Here is a 20,709-nt window from a genome sequence, read left to right on the forward strand (position 1 = left end):
TTGTTGGTCAGCAGTTACTGGGTGGAATCAAACGGAAGCGGGCAGGGCGCTGGCGCGTGCGGCGGCGCGGAACCCGGCTTCGGCGAAATGGATCAGTTCGTGGGCGGCATGGGCACGATGCGCCGCTTCGGTGACACCGGCGGGACGCTTGATCAGCCCGAAGTCGGCCATCGCATAGGTGAGCGAGCCGGCCAGGAAGTCGAGGCGCCAGTACAGCTCCTCCTTGCTCAGGTCCGGCACGCATTCGCCGATGGCCTTGCCGAACGCACGCAGCACGTGGCCGTAGTGGTCGGACAGGAACTTGCGCAGGTTGTCGTTCTTCTCGGCGTAGGCGCGGGCGATCACGCGCACGAAGGCGCCGCCGTTCTGGCGGTCCTGGGCCAGCGCCAGGGCCGGCTCGACGAAGGCGGCCAGCACCGGGCGCAGTTCGCCAGGGTGCTCGGCGCGGGCGCGTTCGAGCTGCGACAGGCGGGCGCCGGTCATTTCGTCCATGCGGCGGCGGAACACCTCGTTGACCAGGTTTTCCTTGGAGCCGAAGTGGTAGTTGACCGCTGCGATGTTGACGTCGGCCTGGCTGGTCACCTGGCGCAGCGAGGTACCGGCGAAGCCGTGCTGTGCGAACAGCTCCTCGGCCGCGCCGAGGATCCGGTCCTTGGTCGAGAAGTGGGCGGGTTTGGCCATCGGCGGGCAGACCTTAATCAAACGATTGTTTGATACTAGGACCAGACGGTAGCGTATGGCATTTTGCAGTGCAGCAAAAATGGCTCGGACGGTCAGAATCCGCTCAGCTGGGTGAATGGGGTGGTGCCGGCCGCTGGCCGGCAGCCCGAGGTTGAATGGTGGCCGATGCCGGCCAGCGGCCGGCACTACCATGACGCCGCTTTATCTTTTACAATTCGCCTACGTTTATCAGGCTAAGCCCGCGTCCCGACGCGGGTTTTTTTCATGTTACCCTTCGGGCCATCAGCGGCCCGATTCCATTGGAGACATCCCATGGCGCTGGAGCGCACCCTTTCGATCATCAAGCCGGACGCCGTTGCCAAGAACGTCATCGGCGAAATCTACGCCCGCTTCGAGAAGGCCGGCCTGAAGGTCGTGGCCGCCAAGTACAAGCAGCTGTCCCGTCGTGAAGCCGAAGGCTTCTACGCCGTGCACCGCGAGCGTCCGTTCTTCAACGCGCTGGTCGAATTCATGATCTCCGGCCCGGTGATGATCCAGGCCCTGGAAGGCGAGAACGCCGTCCTGGCCCACCGCGATCTGCTGGGCGCCACCAACCCGAAGGAAGCCGCGCCGGGCACCATCCGCGCCGACTTCGCCGAATCCATCGATGCCAACGCCGCCCACGGCTCGGACTCGGTCGAGAATGCCGCGATTGAAATCGCCTACTTCTTCGCCGCCACCGAAGTCGTCTCGCGCTGAGAGTAATGCCGTGAACGAGGTCGTACAGTCCCCCGCCATCCAGCCGCTGCCGAAGTCGGCACCCACGGCTGGCAAGCAGAACCTGCTCGACCTCGATCGCGCGGGCCTGGAGAAGTTCTTCGTCGAGGTTCTCGGCGAGAAGAAGTTCCGTGCCCACCAGGTGATGAAGTGGATCCACCATCGCTACGTCACCGATTTCGATGAAATGACCGACCTCGGCAAGGTCCTGCGCGCCAAGCTGCAGGCCCATGCCGAGGTGCTGGTTCCGAACATCGTGTTCGACAAGCCTTCCGCCGACGGCACCCACAAGTGGCTGCTGGCGATGGGCGTGGATGGCAAGAACGCCATCGAGACCGTGTACATCCCGGACAAGACCCGCGGCACGCTGTGCGTGTCCTCGCAGGTCGGTTGCGGCCTGAACTGCACGTTCTGCTCCACCGCCACCCAGGGCTTCAACCGCAACCTGACCACCGCCGAGATCATCGGCCAGGTGTGGGTTGCCGCACGCCACCTGGGCAACGTGCCGCACCAGATGCGCCGCCTCACCAACGTGGTGATGATGGGCATGGGCGAGCCGCTGATGAATTTCGACAACGTCGTGCGCGCCATGAGCGTGATGCGCGACGACCTGGGCTACGGCCTGGCCAACAAGCGCGTGACCCTGTCGACCTCTGGCCTGGTGCCGCAGATCGACCGCCTGTCTGCCGAAAGCGACGTGTCGCTGGCGGTGTCGCTGCATGCGCCGAACGACGCGCTGCGCGAGACCCTGGTGCCGCTCAACAAGAAGTACCCGATCGCCGAGCTGATGGCCTCGTGCGCACGCTACCTGCGCGCCAACAAGCGCCGCGAGTCGGTCACCTTCGAATACACCCTGATGAAGGGCATCAACGACAAGCCCGAGCATGCCCGCGAGCTGGCCCGCCTGATGCGCCAGTTCGACAACGCGGTGCAGGCCAAGGATTCGGGCAAGGTCAACCTGATCCCGTTCAATCCATTCCCGGGCACCCGCTACGAGCGTTCGGAAGAGGCGCACATCCGTGCCTTCCAGAAGATCCTGCTCGACAGCAACGTGCTGACCATGGTCCGCCGCACCCGTGGCGACGACATCGATGCCGCCTGTGGCCAGCTCAAGGGCCAGGTGATGGACCGCACCCGCCGCCAGGCGGAGTTCAACAAGACGCTGCAGGCAGGGAAGGGGAGCGATGCCGCGGCCTGACCGCCTCTGGCTGGTTCTGTTCGCAGGCGTGCTGGCCGTTGCGGTCGGCGGCTGCAAATCCCATCCCAAGGCCAAGCTCGGGCCGAGCCAGGCGCCGGTCTATTCGGTGGGTGACCCGGAAAGCGTGCGGCGCGAAGTGCGCTGGCGCGACCTGTTGACCCTGGCGACCCGTGACATGCAGGTCGGCAATCTCGACGCCGCCGAGCGCAAGGTGCGCGAAGCGCTGAAGCTGGCGCCCGAGGCGCCCGATGCGCTGGTGCTGCAGGCCGGCATCGATGGCCGTCGTGGCCGCACCCGCCAGGCGGGCGACCATTTCCGCAGGGCCGCCGAGCTGGCGCCGCAGCGCGGAGACGTGCTCAACAACTACGGTGCCTGGTTATGCCAGCAGGGCCAGCCGGCCGAATCGCTGGTCTGGTTCGACCGGGCGCTGCAGGCGCCGGGCTATGCCACCCCGGGCGAAGCGCAGGCCAATGCCGGCAGCTGCGCGCTGGACGCTGGGCAGCTCGAACGTGCCGAGCGCGACCTGCGCGCGGCACTCGTCGCGGCGCCGGCCAACCCGGTTGCGCTGGAGTCGATGGCCCAGCTGAGCTTCCGCCAGGGCCGCTACATGGAGGCCCGGGCCTTCGCCGAACGTAGGATTGCGGCTGCACCCGCAACGCGTTCCGTGTTACAACTTGCGTCTCAAATCGAAGCGAGGCTGGGCGATCGGGCGGCATCTGATCGCTATCTGCAGCGGATTCGACAGGAATTTCCGCAGGAAGCGGGCTCCTAACTCCAGGGTTGATGCATTGTGATTGATGACCAGACTGTGAGCGCTCTCGAGACTGCGGCCGGCTGCGGCACCCGCCTGCGCCAGGCCCGTGAAGCGGCCGGACTGACCCTCGAAGATGTCGGCTCGCGCCTGCGCATGCCGGTCCAGGTGGTCAAGTCCCTGGAAGAAGAACAATGGCAGAAGCTGGGGGCGCCGGTGTTCGTGCGCGGCCAGCTGCGCAGCTATGCGCGCCTGCTCGACGTGGACGTGGGCGAGCTGCTGGAACAGGCCCAGGTCGGCCCGGTGGTTCCGCCCACCCTGGTCAGCCATACCCATACCCCCCGTGCGCGCCGCATTGCCGAGAACCTCGGCCGGCGCGTGCTGTATGTCGGCATCACCGCCGTGCTGGCGGTGCCGGTGTGGTTCGCCACCCGTGGCCACTTCGACGGCAGCGCGAACCCGTCGCCGAGCACCGCCTCGCTGGACGTGATCCCGGCCGCCGTGCCGGTCACGCCGTCCGCAGCCGGTAGCGAGACGGCCGCCCCGGCCGAAGCGACCGCGGCCGCGGCCAGCAAGCCGGCGGCCACCCCTTACGTCGCCTCGCTGGCCCCGGTGCCGCGCCCGGCGCCGGCCCCGGCTGCCGGCAATGCGCTGGAAATGCAGTTCAGCGGCGACAGCTGGGTCGACATCGGCGGCCCGGACGGCAGCACCGTCGAGAAGGCGCTGATCAAGTCCGGCGAGACCCGCAGCTTCACGCCGGGCCAGGTGACCCGGGTGACCCTGGGCAACGCCTCGGCGGTCCAGGTTCAGCAGAACGGCGCTATCGTCGATCTGACCCCCTACCAGCGAGCCAACGTGGCACGCTTTCAGGTATCCTCTGAAGGCTCCGTAGTCCCGGTTTCGCACTGAGGCGCGGTTTCACCACCTTCGATTAAACCCAATGGTCCCTCCCGACGGGCGGGGCGAGAGTACGCATGGCGATCGACGATCTGCTCGACGAGCACGAACAAAGTGAACGCGTCCGCAGCTGGCTGCGGAAGAATGGCGCCAGCATCCTCGGTGGCGTAGTCATCGCCATCGGTGCCATTGCCGGCTGGCAGTGGTACCAGAAGGAGCAGGGCAGCAAGCTGGCCTCGGCCAACGTCGAGTACCAGAAGGCCCTGCAGGGCCTGCAGCAGAACAAGCTCGACGACGCCGCCAAGGCGGTCAAGGCGCTCGAAGCCGGCCCGTCCAGCATCTACGGCGACCTCGCGGCGCTGCAGCTGGCCAAGGCCCAGGTCGACGCCGGCAAGAACGAAGAGGCACTGGCCACCCTGCGCAACGTGAAGGTCGAAGGCGACCTGCAGCGCGTGGTCGACCAGCGTGTGGCCCGCCTGCTGGTGGCCACCGGCAAGAGCGACGAGGCCATCAAGCTGCTGGGCAGCGCCACCGACAGCAGCAGCCTGGAAATCCATGGCGATGCGCTGATGGCGCAGGGCAAGCGTGATGAGGCCCGCGTACAGTACGAGAAGGCGCTGAAGACGCTGGACGTGGCGGCGCCCCAGCGGCGCCTGCTGGAAACCAAGGTTATGGACGCCGGCGGCACCGTTGCCGCCCCTGCGGAGTCGGTTTGATGAGTCAGAAGGTCATGATCACCCGCGTCGCCACCGTGCTCCTGATGGGCATGGCCCTGACCGGCTGCGGCACCATGAAGGGCTGGTTCGCCGGCAAGGACGCGGCGGCGAAGAAGGCACAGGAACCGGCTGAGCTGGTCAAGTTCGAGCCGACCGTGAAGGTCAGCAAGATCTGGTCGGTCAACCTCGGCAAGGGCGAGCGTCGCATCGGTGTGCGCCAGGGCCCGGCGGTGGCCAACGGCCACGTGTTCGCTGCGGCGATCACCGGTGGCGTGCACGCCATCGACCTGCAGACCGGCAAGAAGGTCTGGACGTGGGAGCCGAAGAAGGAAAAGAAGAAGGCCAGGCTGCGCCTGTCCGGCGGCCCGGGTGTCGGTGAGAACCTGGTCGTGATCGGCACGCTGGATGGCCAGGTCATCGCGCTGGACATCAACGACGGCAGCGAGAAGTGGCGCGCCCGTGTTCCGGGTGAAGTGATCGCCGCGCCGGCCGTTGCCCAGGGCATGGTCTACGTGCGCAGCAACGACGGCCGCGTAACCGCCTTCGATGTCGGCAACGGCACTCAGAAGTGGTTCAACCCGAGCGAGCTGCCGGCGCTGACCGTGCGCGGCAATGCGCCGGTGGTGACCGGCCCGGGCGTGCTGTTCATCGGCAAGGACGAGGGCGCGGTTGCGGCCCTGGCCCAGCAGGATGGCCGCACCCTGTGGGAGCAGAACCTGGGCAACGGCGAAGGCCGTACCGAGCTGGAGCGCATGGCTGACGTCGACGGCGCGCCGGTGCTGGAGGGCAACACCCTCTACGTGAGCAGCTTCAAGAACCAGACCATGGCCATCGAAGGCCCGACCGGTCGCCCGCTGTGGGCGCGCGACCATGGTGGTGCGGGTGGCGTGGCGGTGTCGTCGGGCAATGTGTTCGTCACCGACAACAAGGGCGGCGTGTTCGGCCTGGACAAGGCCAGCGGCGCAGCGATGTGGTCGCAGACCGCCTTGGCCCGTCGTTCGCTGACCGGCCCGGCGCTGCAGGGCGACTACGTGGTGGTCGGCGACTACAAGGGATACGTGCACTGGTTGCAGGCCTCCGATGGTGCGATGGCGGCACGGGCAAAGAGCGGTGGTGATGCCCTGCTGGCCCAGCCGGTCGTCGCAGACGGGGTGCTGCTGGTGCAGAACGTGGATGGCAAGCTGACCGCCTTCCGGTTGGCAAATTAATACGGAGTAATCGCGATGCTGCCTTTGGTCGCCCTGGTTGGACGGCCGAATGTCGGCAAGTCGACCATTTTCAATGCGTTGACCCGCACGCGTGACGCCCTGGTCCATGACCAGCCCGGCGTCACCCGCGATCGCAACTACGGCGTCTGCCGCCTCGACGAGGACAATCATTTCCTGGTCGTGGATACCGGCGGTATCGCCGGTGAGGACGAAGGCCTGGCCGGTGCCACCACCCGCCAGGCGCGTGCGGCGGCTGCCGAAGCGGACCTGATCCTGTTCGTCGTCGATGCCCGCGAGGGCACCTCGGCGCTGGACGACGAGATCCTGGCCTGGCTGCGCAAGCTGTCGCGCCCGACGCTGCTGCTGATCAACAAGATCGACGGCACCGACGAGGACAGCGTGCGTTCCGAGTTCGCCCGTTACGGCTTCGGCGAGATGCTGACCGTCTCGGCCGCGCATCGCCAGGGCCTGGACGACCTGCTGGACGAAGTGATCCAGCGCCTGCCGGAAGAAGGCAGCGGCGAAGAGCTGGACAACGATCCGAACCGCATCCGCATCGCCTTCGTCGGCCGCCCGAACGTGGGCAAGTCGACCCTGGTCAACCGCATCCTCGGCGAGGAGCGCATGATCGCCTCCGACGTGCCGGGCACCACCCGCGACTCGATCGCGGTGGACCTGGAGCGTGACGGCCGCGAGTACCGCCTGATCGATACCGCCGGCCTGCGCCGCCGTTCGCGCGTGGACGAGGTCGTCGAGAAGTTCTCGGTGGTCAAGACCATGCAGTCGATCGAGCAGTGCCAGGTGGCCGTGCTGATGCTCGACGCCACCGAAGGCGTGACCGACCAGGACGCGACCGTGCTCGGTGCGGTGCTCGATGCCGGCCGCGCGCTGGTGATCGCCATCAACAAGTGGGATGGCCTGACCGAGTACCAGCGCGAGCAGGCCGAAACCATGCTGTCGCTGAAGCTGGGCTTCGTGCCGTGGGCCGAGTCCGTGCGCATCTCGGCCAAGCACGGCTCGGGCCTGCGCGAGCTGTTCCGCGCGGTGCACCGCGCGCACGAATCGGCGAACAAGACCTTCACCACCAGCGAAGTGAACAAGGCACTGGAAGTGGCCTACGAGACCAACCCGCCGCCGACCATCCGCGGCCATGTCTCCAAGCTGCGCTACGTGCACCCGGCCGGTTCCAACCCGCCGACCTTCATCGTGCACGGCACGCGCCTGAAGGAGCTGCAGGAGTCGTACAAGCGCTACCTGGAGAACTTCTTCCGCAAGCGCTTCAAGCTGATCGGCACGCCGGTGAGCTTCATCTTCCGCGAGGGTACCAATCCGTACGAGGGCAAGAAGAACGTCCTCACCGAGCGGCAGATCAAGTCCAAGCGGCGCTTGATGAAGCACGTCAAGGGCAAGTGATTCACGGGAAGGCGGCCGCAGGGCCGCCTTTCTTGTTTGTGGTAGTGCCGGCCGCTGGCCGGCAACCTCGCGTCATCCCGCGCGTTCATGGCCATGCCGGCCAGCGGCCGGCACTACCCTATGTTTCCCGGTATCGGTCAAGGCGGCCTGCCGCCACGTGCGCGATAATGCGCCCATGAGCATCCAAGAGCTTTCCCCCGCGCAGGCGCGCGAGCGCCTGGCCCATGGCGCGGTGCTGATCGATGTGCGCGAGGCGCACGAACGGGCCGGTGGGATGGCCGAGGGCGCGCGCGGCGTGGCCAAGGGCGAGCTGCAGGCCGACCCGGCCGCGCATCTGCCGCGGCACGACCAGGAGATCCTGCTGATCTGCCAGAGCGGCAAGCGCTCGGCCGATGCCGCGCAGTGCCTGCTGGAGGCCGGCTACACCCGCGTCGCTTCCGTGACGGGCGGCACCGTGGCCTGGCGCGAGCAGTCGCTGCCCTTGGTGCAGCCGCTGGCCAGTGCCGCCGACCGCGATTTCTATGATCGCTATTCGCGCCACCTGCTGCTGCCGCAGGTGGGCGAGGCCGGCCAGCGCCGGCTGCAGCAATCACGCGTGCTGGTGCTGGGCGCGGGCGGTTTGGGCGCGCCGGCCGGTTTTTACCTGGCGGCAGCCGGGGTAGGGCACCTGCGTTTCGCCGACCACGATCGGGTGGAGCGCAGCAACCTGCATCGCCAGATCGTGCATACCGAAGCCAGCGTCGGCCAGCTCAAGGTCGATTCCGCGCGCGAGCGGCTGCTGGCGTTGAACCCGTCGATCGAGGTTGAGGCCGTGCCCGAGCGGGTCACGTCCGAGAACGTGGACGCGCTGCTTGAGGGCGTGGACGTGGTGCTGGACGGCTCGGACAACTTCCCGCTGCGCTACCTGCTCAACGACGCCTGCATCAAGCACGCCAAGCCGTTGGTGTATGCCGCCATCGAGCGCTTCGACGGCCAGGTCAGCGTGTTTGACGCTGGCCGCCAGCGTGGCGTGGCGCCGTGCTACCGCTGCCTGTTCCCCGAGCCGCCGCCGCCGGAGTTTGCGCCGAACTGTTCCGAGGCCGGTGTGCTGGGCGTGCTGCCCGGGTTGGCCGGCGTGCTGCAGGCCACCGAGGTGCTGAAGCTGCTGCTGGGCATCGGCGAGCCGCTGGTGGGCCGCCTGCTGCGCTTCGATGCGCTGGGCATGCGCTTCCGCGAGACCGGCATCCGGCCGGACCCGCACTGCCCGGTGTGCGCGCCGGGCGTGCCGTTCCCGGGGTATATCGATTACGCCGCGTTTTGCCGGGGTGGCTCTCTGTAGAGCCGAGCCCGTGCTCGGCTGATGCTTCCCGCGCACAGCAGAAGCAGCCGAGCGTGGGCTCGGCGCTACAGCGACGTGCAATGGTTTCGGGATGATGCTGGGGCGGGCCCCCACCATCGTTCCACCTTCAAGACAATCCGGCGCAACATGCGTGCTATTGCCGTCATCGGCATTGCTCTATTGTTGAACCCGATTCTGGATCTTGGGGAACACACCGCATGGCGGTAGAAGCAGCGACCAGCGAGCTGGTCAAGGTCGTCGCCCTGCTGGGCGCGGCGGTGGTGATGGTGCCCTTGTTCCGCCGGGCCGGCCTGGGCTCGGTGCTGGGCTACTTCGCCGCTGGCCTGGCGATCGGACCGTTCGGACTGGGCTGGTTCTCCGACCCGCAGGCGATCCTGCATACCGCCGAACTCGGCGTGGTGATGTTCCTGTTCGTGATCGGCCTGGAAATGCGGCCTTCGCACCTGTGGAGCCTGCGCAAGGAAATCTTCGGGCTGGGCACGCTGCAGATCGTCACCTGTGCGCTGGTGCTGACCAGCATCGCCAAGCTGTTCGGCTTGCCGTGGCAGGTGGCCTTCATCGGTGCCACCGGCTTCGTGCTCACCTCCACCGCAGTGGTGATGCAGCTGCTGGCCGAGCGCGGCGACATCGCGCTGCCGTCGGGGCAGAAGATCGTTTCGATCCTGCTGTTCGAAGACCTGCTGATCGTGCCGTTGCTGGCGCTGGTGGCGTGGATGGGCCCCAGTGCGGGCAGTGCCGATGGCGAGGGTTCGCGCTGGCTGTCGGTGGCGATCGGCGTCGGTGCCATCGTCGGCCTGGTGCTGGTCGGCCGCTTCCTGCTCAACCCGTTGTTCCGCGTGCTGGCCGAATCGAAGGCGCGCGAGGTGATGACTGCCGCCGCGCTGCTGGTGGTGCTGGGTGCGGCGCTGCTGATGCAGCTGTCGGGCCTGTCAATGGCGATGGGCGCGTTCCTGGCCGGCGTGCTGCTGAGCGAGTCGACCTTCCGCCATCAGATCGAGGCGGACATCGAGCCGTTCCGCGGCATCCTGCTCGGCCTGTTCTTCCTCAGCGTGGGCATGGCGCTGGACCTGGGCGTGGTGGCTGGCAACTGGCAGCTGATCCTCGGCCTGGTGCTGGCGCTGATGGCAGCCAAGGCACTGTGCATCTACGTGGTCGCACGCATCATGGGCAGCGACCACGCGCAGGCGCTGGACCGTGGCGTGCTGATGGCACAGGGCGGCGAATTCGCCTTCGTGCTGTTCTCCGCCGCGGCATCGGCCGGCGTGATCAACCTGGAGATCAATGCCAACTTCACTGCCGTGGTGGTGCTGTCGATGGCGCTGACCCCGCTGGTGGTGCTGCTCTACAAGCGCATCGCGCCGAAGCCGACGGTAAACATGGACGGCGTGGACGAGGCCGAGGGCCTGTCCGGCAGCGTGCTGCTGATCGGCTTCGGCCGCTTCGGCCAGGTTGCCAGCCAGTCGCTGCTGGCGCGCGATGTGGACGTGACCATCATCGACAACGATGTGGAGATGATCCAGAGCGCCGCGCGGTTCGGCTTCAAGATCTATTACGGCGACGGTACGCGACTGGACGTGCTGCATGCCTCGGGCGCGGCCACCGCGCGTGCGATTGCGGTGTGCGTGGACAAGGCCGAGGCGGCTGATCGCATTGTTGAGCTGGTGTCGCACGAGTTCCCGCAGGCCAAGCTGATGGTGCGCTCGTTCGACCGCGAGCATTCGCTGCGGCTGATCCATGCCGGTGTCGATTTCCAGATCCGCGAGACGTTTGAATCGGCGGTGCTGTTCGGCCAGGCCGCGCTGGTGGAACTGGGTGCGGATGAAGACGATGCGGTGGAGATTGCCGAGCAGATCCGTCGCCGCGATGCCGAGCGCTTCGAGCTGGAGATTGCCGGTGGTGGCTTGAATGCCGGCGCCAAGATGCTGTTCGGCAACTCCGGCCAGGGCGTGCCGACGCCGACGCCGTTCACCGCGCCGAAGCGGGCGAGCAAGACGCTGAACCCGCAGGACGTGCCGGAAGAGGAAGAGTAGAGCCCGGTAGTGCCGGCCGCTGGCCGGCAGATACGGAATCGTTCCGACGTCATGGGGGTGCCGGCCAGCGGCCGGCACTACCGTGTGGGGAATTGCCGAAGCCGGCAGATACGGAAACGTTCCGACGTCATGAGGTTGCCGGCCAGCGGCCGGCACTACCAGGCAGGTGGGGGGATCGCCGAAGCCGGCGGTGGGCGAGGGGGCCTGAATCAGGGACAATAGCGTCCCCGCCGCCCCACGCCCGCTCCCGATGACCGATTCCGCCTCCCCGCATCCTGCCCGCATCCTTGATGGCCGCCGTATCGCCGAGGACCTGCTCGACAGCCTGAAGGTGCGCGTCGACGCCCGCGTGGCCGCCGGTGGCAGCCGTCCGGGCCTGGCCGTGGTGCTGGTCGGTGGCGACCCGGCCTCGACCGTGTACGTGCGCAACAAGCGCCGTGCCGCTGAGAAGGTCGGCATCGAGGCGCACGACTACGATCTGCCGGCCGGCACCACCGAAGCCGAGCTGCTCGAGCTGATCGACCAGCTCAACGCCGATCCGAAGATCAACGGCATCCTGATCCAGCTGCCGCTGCCGGGCATCCCCGACGCGCGCCGGCTGATCCAGCGCATCGATCCGCGCAAGGACGTGGACGGCTTCCACCCGGAAAACGTCGGTCACCTGGCCCTGCGCGAGTTCGGCCTGCGCCCGTGCACTCCGCGCGGCATCACCACGCTGCTGGGCCACACCGACCAGCCGGTGCGCGGCCGCAACGCCACCATCGTGGGCGTGAGCAACCACGTGGGTCGCCCGATGGGCCTGGAGCTGCTGATCGCCGGCTGCACCGTGACCAGCTGCCACAAGTTCACCCCCAAGGACGTGCTGGAGCAGGCCGTGCGCAACGCCGACATCCTGGTGGTGGCGGTGGGCCGCCCGGGCATCGTGCCGGGCGAGTGGGTGAAGCCGGGCGCGGTGGTGATCGACGTCGGTATCAATCGGTTGGACGACGGCCGCCTGGTGGGCGACGTTGGGTTCGACGCCGCCGCCCAGCGAGCGAGCTGGATCACCCCGGTGCCGGGTGGCGTGGGCCCGATGACCGTGGCCACGCTGATGCAGAACACCCTGGAAGCGGCGGAAGCGCTGAGCTGACCTGCTGTTGGCGCCCTCCAAGGGCGGCGCCGGGCCTTGGGCCTGCTGTAGAGCCGAGCCTATGCTCGGCTCATCGCGGTCTGGCGGAAAGCAGCCGAGCGTGGGCTCGGCTCTACAGGTGAGCGGGTGCGACACTGTGTCGCGCGAAGTTCCAATTCTGGCTACCAAAAATGCTGTTCTTGGCCCCTGGAAAGGGGTAAAATGTCGCGCTTCCCCACATCTCGGGTATGCCGATGCTGCGCATCCAGGCTGAAGCACTCACTTACGACGACGTCTCGCTCGTCCCCGCCCACTCGACCATCCTGCCCAAGGACGTCAACCTCGAAACGCGGTTGACCCGAGACCTGAAGCTGAAGCTTCCGATCCTGTCCGCCGCCATGGATACCGTCACCGAAGCCCGCCTGGCCATCGCCATGGCCCAGCTTGGCGGCATGGGCATCATCCACAAGAATCTCAGCCTGGAACAGCAGGCCGCGGAAGTGGCCAAGGTCAAGAAGTTCGAGGCCGGTGTCATCCGCGACCCGATCACCGTCGGCCCGGAAACCACCATCCGCGACGTGCTCGCCCTGACCCAGGCGCACAACATCTCCGGCGTGCCGGTGGTGGGCAGCGACGGCCTGCTGGCCGGCATCGTGACCCACCGCGACATGCGCTTCGAGACCGAGCTGGACGATCCGGTCCGCCACATCATGACCAAGAAGGATCGCCTGATCACGGTCAAAGAAGGCGCCGCGTCTGACGAAGTGCTGCAGCTGCTGCACCGCAACCGCATCGAAAAGGTGCTGGTGGTCAATGATTCGTTCGAACTGCGTGGCCTGATCACCGTCAAGGACATCCAGAAGAACACCGACTTCCCGAACGCTGCCAAGGACCTGTCGACCCGCCTGCTGGTCGGCGCTGCCGTCGGCGTGGGTGGCGATACCGATCGCCGCGTGGAAGCGCTGGTCGCCGCCGGCGTGGACGTGATCGTGGTCGATACCGCCCACGGCCACTCGCAGGGCGTGCTGGACCGCGTCAGCTGGGTCAAGAAGAACTTCCCGAACGTGCAGGTCATCGGTGGCAACATCTGCACCGGCGAAGCCGCACTGGCGCTGCTGGACAGCGGCGCGGACGCAGTGAAGGTCGGCATCGGCCCGGGCTCGATCTGCACCACCCGCGTCGTCGCCGGCGTCGGCGTGCCGCAGGTCACCGCCATCGACCTGGTGGCCGAAGCCCTGCAGGACCGCATCCCGCTGATCGCCGACGGTGGCATCCGCTACTCGGGCGACATCGGCAAGGCGCTGGCCGCCGGTGCCTCGACCATCATGGTCGGTGGCCTGCTGGCCGGTACCGAGGAATCGCCGGGCGAGACCGAGCTGTACCAGGGCCGTTCGTACAAGAGCTACCGCGGCATGGGTTCGCTGGCTGCGATGGAGAAGGGGTCGAAGGACCGCTACTTCCAGGACGCCGCCACCGCCGACAAGCTGGTGCCGGAAGGCATCGAAGGCCGCGTGCCGTACCGCGGCCCGGTGGGCGGCATCATCCACCAGCTGATGGGCGGCCTGCGCGCCACCATGGGCTACGTGGGCTGCGCCACCATCGACGAGATGCGCAGCAAGCCCAAGTTCGTGAAGATCAGCGGCGCCGGCCAGCGTGAGAGCCACGTCCACGACGTGACCATCACCAAAGAGCCGCCGAACTACCGCGCCTGATGCGCTTGCGAACTGCTCTTGCGATTACGGGCAGCCTGCTAATGGCAGGCTGTTCGGTGTCCGAACCGCCGCCGCGCTCCGGGTCTCCGGGCGCGGCGGTTTCGCAATTGCAGGACGTGCAGAAGTGCCAGAATTCATTCTCCCTGCCGGAAGGCTGGCACATGGAGGCGGCCGGCGAGCAGCGCTGGCTGCTGAAGGGCACGGGTGTGCGCCCGCTGCAGGTGGTCCTGCAGTGCGTTACCGGACTGGGCCACCTCTTTGAAGATCCCCGGGTGGTCGCAGAGCTGGGGCCGCTGGAGCCGAGCCGGATGAACGTGCGCTTCGTCGCATGGGGCGACCCCGAACAATCCGGCTACCCCATGCGCGCCCTGCAACGGCGTTTCGTGCCCGGCACCGAAGTGCAGGAAGTCGCGGATCTGCCGCGCGCTGACCCCAACAACCGGCAGGCGCCACAGGGCCTGCTGATGCTGCGCTGGGACGAGGAAGACCCCTCACATATTCAACAACGCGAGGCGTTCATCGCCACGCTGACGCAGAGCCTTGAAGCGCCGGGCGCTGCGAAAAACACCACTGGAACGGCACCATGACCAACATCCATAACGACAAGATCCTCATCCTCGATTTCGGCGCGCAGTACACGCAGCTGATCGCCCGCCGCATCCGCGAGCTGGGCGTCTACTGCGAAATCTGGGCGTGGGACCACAACCCGGCCGAGATCGCCGCGTTCGGCGCCAAGGGCATCATCCTGTCCGGTGGCCCGGAATCGACCACGCTGCCGGGTGCGCCGGCCGCGCCGCAGGAAGTGTTCGACAGCGGCCTGCCGATCTTCGGCATCTGCTACGGCATGCAGACCCTGGCCGCCCAGCTGGGCGGTGCCACCGAAGCGGCTGACCAGCGCGAATTCGGCCACGCCGAAGTGAACGTGATCAACCCCGATGCACTGTTCAAGGGCCTGAGCGACCATGGCGGCGAGCCGAAGCTGAATGTCTGGATGAGCCACGGCGACCACGTCTCCGTTGCGCCGCCCGGCTTCACCATCACCGCCACCACCGACCGCATTCCGGTGGCCGCCATGGCCAATGAGGAAAAGCGCTGGTACGGCGTGCAGTTCCACCCGGAAGTGACCCACACCCTGCAGGGCCAGGCGCTGCTGCGCCGCTTCGTGGTGGACGTGTGCGGCTGCCAGACCCTGTGGACCGCCGCCAACATCATCGACGACCAGATCGCCCGCGTGCGCGAACAGGTGGGCGATGACGAGGTGATCCTGGGCCTGTCCGGCGGCGTCGATTCGTCCGTTGTGGCCGCGCTGCTGCACAAGGCCATCGGCGAGAAGCTGACCTGCGTGTTCGTGGATACCGGCCTGCTGCGCTGGCAGGAAGGCGACCAGGTGATGGCGATGTTCGCCGAGCACATGGGCGTGAAGGTCGTTCGCGTGAACGCCGCCGACCGTTACTTCGCCGCGCTGGAAGGCGTGAGCGACCCGGAAGCCAAGCGCAAGATCATCGGCAACCTGTTCGTTGAGATCTTCGACGAAGAGTCGAGCAAGCTGAAGAACGCCAAGTGGCTGGCGCAGGGCACCATCTACCCGGACGTGATCGAGTCGGCCGGCAGCAAGACCGGCAAGGCGCATGTGATCAAGAGCCACCACAACGTGGGCGGCCTGCCGGAGCACATGAAGCTGGGCCTGGTGGAGCCGCTGCGCGAGCTGTTCAAGGATGAAGTGCGCCGCCTGGGCGTTGAGCTGGGCCTGCCGCGCACCATGGTCTACCGCCATCCGTTCCCGGGCCCGGGCCTGGGCGTGCGCATCCTGGGCGAAGTGAAGCGCGAATACGCCGAGCTGCTGGCCAAGGCCGATGCCATCTTCATTGATGAGTTGCGCAAGGCGGACCTGTACGACAAGACCAGCCAGGCGTTTGCCGTGTTCCTGCCGGTGAAGTCGGTGGGCGTGGTGGGCGACGCGCGCGCTTATGAGTGGGTGATTGCGCTGCGTGCGGTGGAGACGATTGACTTCATGACGGCGCACTGGGCACATCTGCCGTATGAGTTCCTGGGGACGGTGAGCAACCGGATCATCAATGAGTTGCGGGGGGTTTCAAGGGTTGTCTATGACATCTCGGGGAAGCCGCCGGCGACTATTGAGTGGGAATGAGTTGAAAGAACGAGGGCGCCGAGAGGCGCCCTTATTTTTTTAAGGGGCGAGGCTAATGTCCAGACTGGTAAGGTCGAGTATCGGAAATTGGTGCGTGCGCGTTGTTGAGGTGAGTGCGCGTCGTCAGATGATTGAGTCGCGGGCACTTTAGACCAATCATCCAAGAAGGAGAGTGTCGATTCGTCTAGTCCGCAGTCGTCTATCAATCTATGATTGAGTTACGCAGGGGGCGTACAGGAGATCAGTAGTGCATATCACGCGCTTGAAGATAAGGAACTTTCGATCTATCCGTGAGATTGATTTGCCGCTCGCGAAGACTACGGTTCTCATTGGGCCGAACAACTCTGGAAAAACCGCAATTCTGGAGGCTCTTCGAATCGCGCTTACGCGTAGATGGGGGCAGCGCGGCACCGGCTTTACTGAGTACGACTGCCGTCTTAGTCAGGATGACAGCGACCCACGGCAGGCGCCGCCAATTGAAATAGAAATTGAACTAACAGAACAAGTTGCTGGGGAATGGGGTGAGGATCTCCAGGCGGATCTCGAAGATATTCTCCAGGTCGATCCTGTGACCAATCGCGTGTCTGTAATAATGAAGGTAAGTTGCTCTTGGGCTGAGGCGGAAGAGAGCTATATTCCTAAATGGGAATTTTTAGGGTCGGACAGGCTTCCGTTGAAGGGGAAGGGTGCCCGTCTCATTAACATGAGTCGATTTTTCGAATACATCCCTGTCTTTTATCTCGATGCGCTACGAGACGCGGATGACGAGTTCGCTGCCCGGTCTCAGTTCTGGGGTAGGCTGCTTCGTTCAGTAAATATTCCGCAAGCCCTATCGAAGAGATCGCAGCAGGTGCTTGATAGATTAAATCGCCGCCTGTTAGATGCAGATCCAAAAATCGCTAGTATCGCGGAAACGCTGGAGGGTGTTGGTCGCGTAGCGATGGAGGATGATCCGGGGGCTGTCGGCATCAGGATGGTTCCGCTAAAAGCTTGGGACCTCATATCGAGGGCTCAAGTTATACTGAAGACGTCCCAGGCCCATCCGTGGTTGCCGCTCAACAGGCACGGCCGAGGAGTTCAGAGTCTTTCAGTTCTGTTCCTGTTCCATGCATTCGTAGATGAGCTTCTTGGGGAGCTATTCCACGCGGACAGTAAGCCATTCTTAGCGTTAGAGGAGCCGGAGACTCATCTTCATCCGCAGGCGGCACGTACGTTGTGGAGGCATGTATCAGACCTGCCCGGTCAGAAGATCGTTACCACGCATTCTCCTTATTTTGTACAGAACGTTCCGTTCAGAGACTTGCGTCTGATAAGAACAGACGCGAAGGGTACATCGTTCAGCTCTCTCCCCTCTAGCTACGAGATCGATCTACCATTCGTTGATGAAATTAGTGCTTTCGTGGAAAGGCGGCAGCGTGATCTGCAGTACGAAAAAACTACGCAGCGTCTAATTGTTTCAGGAAAAATGCACCAAAATCATCGCAGGGATTTGATGGCTATTTATCGAAATCACGCGGATCATGAGCTTATTGGCGCGCGAATTGATTCGGCCTATTTTGAATCTCAGAACTATGTTTCAGATGAGGTTCTTGCCGACCTAGAGGAACACGCGCGGCGAATTCGTGGCGAAATATTCTTTGCCAAGCGGTGGCTGATTGTTGAAGGCCAGAGTGACTACATTCTTATGCATGCGATAGGTGAAGCGCTAGACTATTCGCTGGATGCTCATGGAGTCTCCGTTATAGATGCCCAGAACAATGGAAGTCCCTCAAACTTCTGTGTGCTGGCGCGTGCGCTACGTATCCCATGGCTGGGGGTCTTCGATAGAGGTGCGGCAGGCGAAAAATATATTGGTTCAATATCAGGGCAGGGGTTTTCTGATGAGGAAGTTGCCCTGCGCTGCGCTATGCATGAGCACGGAGATCTTGAGCAGGAGCTGTATGCTTTGGGGAATGAGGAGCTGCTGAGGTCAATTGGTGCTGAGTTTGGCCTGCGAGATGCCGCCACAGCATCAAAGGAGCAGCTATTGGCCCATTTGAAGAGCAAGAAGACCCGTTTGGCCGTAGAGTTGAGCAAGAGGCTCGCGGCAAAGAAAGAAATCGTGGCTACCATGCCAAGCAAGTTTGTTTCTGCGATTCAACGACTTCGGGACTTGAACTGATATGGACGCATATGAGGAGCAATACGAGACACTAACGGAAGCTCAGCGCGACGCGGTGAATTGGGATGAGGGCGCGTTGCTGGTGTTGGCCGGGCCTGGCTCGGGCAAGACCCGTGTGCTAACCAGCCGCATTGCGAGGATACTTAGGGAATCTGAAGGAAAGGCTTTCCGGGTGCTGGGCCTGACTTTCACAAACAAGGCCGCTGACGAGATGCAGGCTCGGCTCAACCTCCTCTGCAATGGTTTGGAAGAGCGGGCACAGATTGGAACGTTCCATTCATTCTGTATGCAGATGTTGCAGCAGCACGGTTCTCATATAGGAGTGCCCAGTGATTTTACAATCTATTCCCAAGACGCGGATCGAAAGGAGCTTCTCAAGGACGGCCTTCGCCGTTCTGCTGGCGCGATGAATGATGGATCGTTAGTGCGCTATCTCCAGTTGATTGATAAGTTGAAGGGTTTGCTTATCGATGTTCCTCAGGCAGCGGGGAAGTTCAAAGATCCGCAAGAGGGGGAGAATATTGCGCGGGTGTACCAGGCTTACGAAGATGAGTTGAAGCGAGCTCGTGTACTTGATTTTAATTCATTAATGCTTAAGGCTTATCAACTGGTTAGTAGCTTTGATGGCATCGCCGCAAGGTATCGAAAGACATACAAATACTGGCTCGTCGACGAATTCCAAGACACGAATCGAGCCCAGTACAAATTTTTGAAGGCGCTTGCGGGCGACGCCTTTGGAAATGTGTTTGTGGTGGCCGATGATGATCAAATAATATATCAGTGGAATGGTGCCAGTTTTGCGCAACTCCTTAAGTTTAAGGAGGATTTCACCCCCTCGCTGATTCAGCTTCCCACTAACTATAGGTGTCCTCCAGCGATAGTTAATGCTGCGAACAATCTGGTTCGTCACAATGTAAATCGCACTCAATCCAAGTTGCCTTTGGTGGCCGGGAAGGTCGAGCTTCAGGTCCCACAAGATCAGTCAATATTGATTGGCGCTTATGAAAACGATCAGGAGGAAGCTGGCGCAGTGGCTTCCCTCGTTGCGTCAAAACCGAAATCGGCGCGGGGAGAGATCGCTGTGATTGCGCGTACCAAGGCCTTGTTGGAAGGTGTGCAGTCCTCGCTAAAGGCGCTCAATGTGAATTGCGTGATCTCGCAGCGTCGTGACGATTTTCTCTCCCCGCAGTACTGCTGGCTTCACGCTGTGCTTAGGCAGACCGTTCGGCCTCAGGACAGGAGGAATTTTGACAGCATGATTTCCTCATTCAATCGCATGCACGGGACAAAGTACTCTTCGGATCTAATTGCGTCGGCTGCGGAGGGTTCTACGCGATCTCTACTTGATGAATGGCTGCTGTTGCTATCGGGGGCGCCAGAACAGTGGCTTTCTGAGATTGCTCGGAAGATTTATGAGCTGAGTGCGGATCTAAGTAAGTATCTTGGCTTTGTTGCTGACATCTCGGGTACGTTCGGAGTGCCGACGGATGAGCAAAGTGATCTTGCTGAGGATGCGAGGGCTTGGAAGTCGCTGTCGAGAAGCATCTCAACAACCTATGGAAGGAATCTTCCGCTTGATCAGTTCTTGCAGCATATGGCGCTGCAATCGAAAGAACCCCCAGTTCCGAAGGAGACGGTCTCGCTGATGACCATACACGGTGCTAAAGGGAAAGAGTTTGATCTGGTGATTCTGATTGGTCTTGCTGAGGAAGTTCTTCCTTCCTACTTTAGCCTGAAGGCTGGCGCAGATAGTCAGGAGTTGGAGGAGGAGCGCCGTAACTGCTTTGTTGCGATAACGAGGGCAAAGGAACAGTTGGTGTTAACTCGTGCCAAGCGATATCGTGGTTACGCGAAGAGCCCCTCTAGGTTTCTGGCGGAAATGGGGTTTCCCGTGCAATCCTAAATAGGCGAAATAGCATGGGCACCCTCGGAAGAAGAGGGTGCATTCATTTGCAACTTTCGCGTCTTTTGAGTTGGCTGGCTACTCCGGCCTCACCTCGTGACATGCCCACTCAACCAGCCCCCGGCAAGCCAGAAACAAGCCATCCACGACCCCTTCATCCAGATGTCGTTCCGGCTCCGCTGCCACCCGGCAGCGGTCTGCCGCGTGCAGCACCTCCAACACCGTCAGCAGTCCCACCAACGCTCGCTCGGTTCTCGCGAGGCTCACGCGGCGACCGGGTGACACATCCGTTTCCGGCCAAGGATGCCCATCAGCACCCTCGCAGCCGCGCATGCGCTTGAGAATGCCGAGCAGGGAGTTCAGGTCGGGCAGGGGAGTGTCGTCGTTGATGGGTTCAACAACGGTGTACGAAGAGAAGGTGTCGGATTCGTTCATGGCGTCGGCTTCCGTGGCTGTGCTTAACAGCGCCACCGCGAAGAGGTGGCGGACGGTGCGGGTTCCAAACCGGGACAGACAGTTGTCAATAACCGGCGGGTCCGAAGACCCCCACGCACCGTCCGCCATAAAGGCCGACGGATTGCCCGCCGGCACCGGTTAAGGACGGTGCCGACGGGCAAGCGTAAACAACTATCTGTCTCGGGTTTGGACGCCCGCTGCCACCCGTTGTCGGTGGCGCGCCATGGTGTT

17 protein-coding genes are annotated in these 20,709 nt (G+C 63.8%); 15 read left to right on the plus strand and 2 right to left on the minus strand.

Translation table 11 applies throughout. From position 1 onward, the window contains the following. Positions 1–27: 27 nt before the first annotated feature. Complete coding sequence (locus tag KXV01_RS17505) at positions 28–681, minus strand: TetR family transcriptional regulator (protein WP_005416238.1); 654 nt, start codon at positions 679–681, stop codon at positions 28–30. A gap of 312 nt (positions 682–993) precedes the next feature. Here KXV01_RS17505 and ndk point away from each other — a divergent pair, with 312 nt between their 5' ends. From ndk to KXV01_RS17580, 15 genes are all read left to right on the plus strand, one after another. Beyond that, entirely contained in the window at positions 994–1,419 is a 426-nt protein-coding gene (ndk, locus tag KXV01_RS17510; RefSeq protein WP_005409295.1) for a nucleoside-diphosphate kinase, read from the plus strand. Positions 1,420–1,429: 10 nt separating this feature from the next. Continuing rightward, a complete protein-coding gene (gene rlmN, locus KXV01_RS17515; RefSeq protein ID WP_005409296.1) occupies positions 1,430–2,635 on the plus strand; it encodes a 23S rRNA (adenine(2503)-C(2))-methyltransferase RlmN in 1,206 nt (401 codons plus the stop codon). Further along, positions 2,622–3,407, plus strand: coding sequence for a type IV pilus biogenesis/stability protein PilW (gene pilW, locus KXV01_RS17520; protein WP_049413001.1), 786 nt, complete (start codon positions 2,622–2,624; stop codon positions 3,405–3,407). Before rlmN ends, pilW begins: the two co-directional genes overlap by 14 nt. Positions 3,408–3,425: 18 nt before the next feature. Beyond that, on the plus strand, positions 3,426–4,295 hold the full coding sequence (locus tag KXV01_RS17525; RefSeq protein WP_180880018.1) for a RodZ domain-containing protein: 870 nt from the start codon (positions 3,426–3,428) through the stop codon (positions 4,293–4,295). A gap of 65 nt (positions 4,296–4,360) precedes the next feature. Further along, the gene (locus KXV01_RS17530; protein WP_049413005.1) at positions 4,361–4,999 is read left to right on the plus strand and encodes a tetratricopeptide repeat protein; all 639 of its coding nucleotides are present in this window, start codon (positions 4,361–4,363) and stop codon (positions 4,997–4,999) included. Continuing rightward, positions 4,999–6,207: an outer membrane protein assembly factor BamB gene (gene bamB, locus KXV01_RS17535; RefSeq protein WP_099487863.1), complete on the plus strand. Its 1,209-nt coding sequence runs from the start codon at positions 4,999–5,001 to the stop codon at positions 6,205–6,207. The genes KXV01_RS17530 and bamB overlap by 1 nt, the downstream gene beginning before the upstream one ends. A gap of 15 nt (positions 6,208–6,222) precedes the next feature. Continuing rightward, on the plus strand, positions 6,223–7,620 hold the full coding sequence (gene der, locus KXV01_RS17540) for a ribosome biogenesis GTPase Der (RefSeq protein WP_019661312.1): 1,398 nt from the start codon (positions 6,223–6,225) through the stop codon (positions 7,618–7,620). A 175-nt stretch (positions 7,621–7,795) separates the two neighbouring features. Continuing rightward, on the plus strand, positions 7,796–8,938 hold the full coding sequence (moeB, locus tag KXV01_RS17545; RefSeq protein WP_049438679.1) for a molybdopterin-synthase adenylyltransferase MoeB: 1,143 nt from the start codon (positions 7,796–7,798) through the stop codon (positions 8,936–8,938). Positions 8,939–9,156: 218 nt separating this feature from the next. Beyond that, positions 9,157–10,989: a monovalent cation:proton antiporter-2 (CPA2) family protein gene (locus KXV01_RS17550; RefSeq protein ID WP_263467972.1), complete on the plus strand. Its 1,833-nt coding sequence runs from the start codon at positions 9,157–9,159 to the stop codon at positions 10,987–10,989. A gap of 250 nt (positions 10,990–11,239) precedes the next feature. Then, the gene (gene folD, locus KXV01_RS17555) at positions 11,240–12,118 is read left to right on the plus strand and encodes a bifunctional methylenetetrahydrofolate dehydrogenase/methenyltetrahydrofolate cyclohydrolase FolD (RefSeq protein WP_111190846.1); all 879 of its coding nucleotides are present in this window, start codon (positions 11,240–11,242) and stop codon (positions 12,116–12,118) included. Between the two features lie 233 nt (positions 12,119–12,351). Continuing rightward, the gene (gene guaB, locus KXV01_RS17560; protein ID WP_014036909.1) at positions 12,352–13,809 is read left to right on the plus strand and encodes an IMP dehydrogenase; all 1,458 of its coding nucleotides are present in this window, start codon (positions 12,352–12,354) and stop codon (positions 13,807–13,809) included. Positions 13,810–13,916: 107 nt separating this feature from the next. Further along, positions 13,917–14,396 (plus strand): hypothetical protein, encoded by a 480-nt coding sequence (locus KXV01_RS17565; protein ID WP_111190887.1) that lies wholly within the window; start codon positions 13,917–13,919, stop codon positions 14,394–14,396. Continuing rightward, complete coding sequence (gene guaA, locus KXV01_RS17570; RefSeq protein WP_019661318.1) at positions 14,393–15,958, plus strand: glutamine-hydrolyzing GMP synthase; 1,566 nt, start codon at positions 14,393–14,395, stop codon at positions 15,956–15,958. Before KXV01_RS17565 ends, guaA begins: the two co-directional genes overlap by 4 nt. A 247-nt stretch (positions 15,959–16,205) precedes the next feature. Further along, positions 16,206–18,119 carry an AAA family ATPase gene (locus tag KXV01_RS17575; protein WP_263467974.1) on the plus strand — a complete coding sequence of 638 codons (1,914 nt, stop codon included), beginning with the start codon at positions 16,206–16,208 and terminating at the stop codon, positions 18,117–18,119. Between the two features lies 1 nt (position 18,120). Next, a complete protein-coding gene (locus tag KXV01_RS17580; protein WP_263467975.1) occupies positions 18,121–20,022 on the plus strand; it encodes an ATP-dependent helicase in 1,902 nt (633 codons plus the stop codon). Positions 20,023–20,100: 78 nt separating this feature from the next. Here KXV01_RS17580 and KXV01_RS17585 read toward each other — a convergent pair whose 3' ends face one another. Then, a complete protein-coding gene (locus KXV01_RS17585; protein WP_180884453.1) occupies positions 20,101–20,457 on the minus strand; it encodes a hypothetical protein in 357 nt (118 codons plus the stop codon). Between the last annotated feature and the right edge of the window lie 252 nt (positions 20,458–20,709).

Source organism: Stenotrophomonas sp. Ps181 (genome assembly GCF_025697425.1).
Lineage (GTDB): Bacteria > Pseudomonadota > Gammaproteobacteria > Xanthomonadales > Xanthomonadaceae > Stenotrophomonas > Stenotrophomonas sepilia.

Coding starts and splice junctions, on each gene's coding strand:
- KXV01_RS17505 (WP_005416238.1), bottom strand. CDS start 681: ATGGCCAAACCCGCCCACTTCTCGACCAAGGACCGGATCCTCGGCGCG.
- ndk (WP_005409295.1), top strand. CDS start 994: ATGGCGCTGGAGCGCACCCTTTCGATCATCAAGCCGGACGCCGTTGCC.
- pilW (WP_049413001.1), top strand. CDS start 2,622: ATGCCGCGGCCTGACCGCCTCTGGCTGGTTCTGTTCGCAGGCGTGCTG.
- KXV01_RS17530 (WP_049413005.1), top strand. CDS start 4,361: ATGGCGATCGACGATCTGCTCGACGAGCACGAACAAAGTGAACGCGTC.
- bamB (WP_099487863.1), top strand. CDS start 4,999: ATGAGTCAGAAGGTCATGATCACCCGCGTCGCCACCGTGCTCCTGATG.
- der (WP_019661312.1), top strand. CDS start 6,223: ATGCTGCCTTTGGTCGCCCTGGTTGGACGGCCGAATGTCGGCAAGTCG.
- moeB (WP_049438679.1), top strand. CDS start 7,796: ATGAGCATCCAAGAGCTTTCCCCCGCGCAGGCGCGCGAGCGCCTGGCC.
- KXV01_RS17550 (WP_263467972.1), top strand. CDS start 9,157: ATGGCGGTAGAAGCAGCGACCAGCGAGCTGGTCAAGGTCGTCGCCCTG.
- folD (WP_111190846.1), top strand. CDS start 11,240: ATGACCGATTCCGCCTCCCCGCATCCTGCCCGCATCCTTGATGGCCGC.
- guaB (WP_014036909.1), top strand. CDS start 12,352: ATGCTGCGCATCCAGGCTGAAGCACTCACTTACGACGACGTCTCGCTC.
- guaA (WP_019661318.1), top strand. CDS start 14,393: ATGACCAACATCCATAACGACAAGATCCTCATCCTCGATTTCGGCGCG.
- KXV01_RS17580 (WP_263467975.1), top strand. CDS start 18,121: ATGGACGCATATGAGGAGCAATACGAGACACTAACGGAAGCTCAGCGC.
- KXV01_RS17585 (WP_180884453.1), bottom strand. CDS start 20,457: ATGAACGAATCCGACACCTTCTCTTCGTACACCGTTGTTGAACCCATC.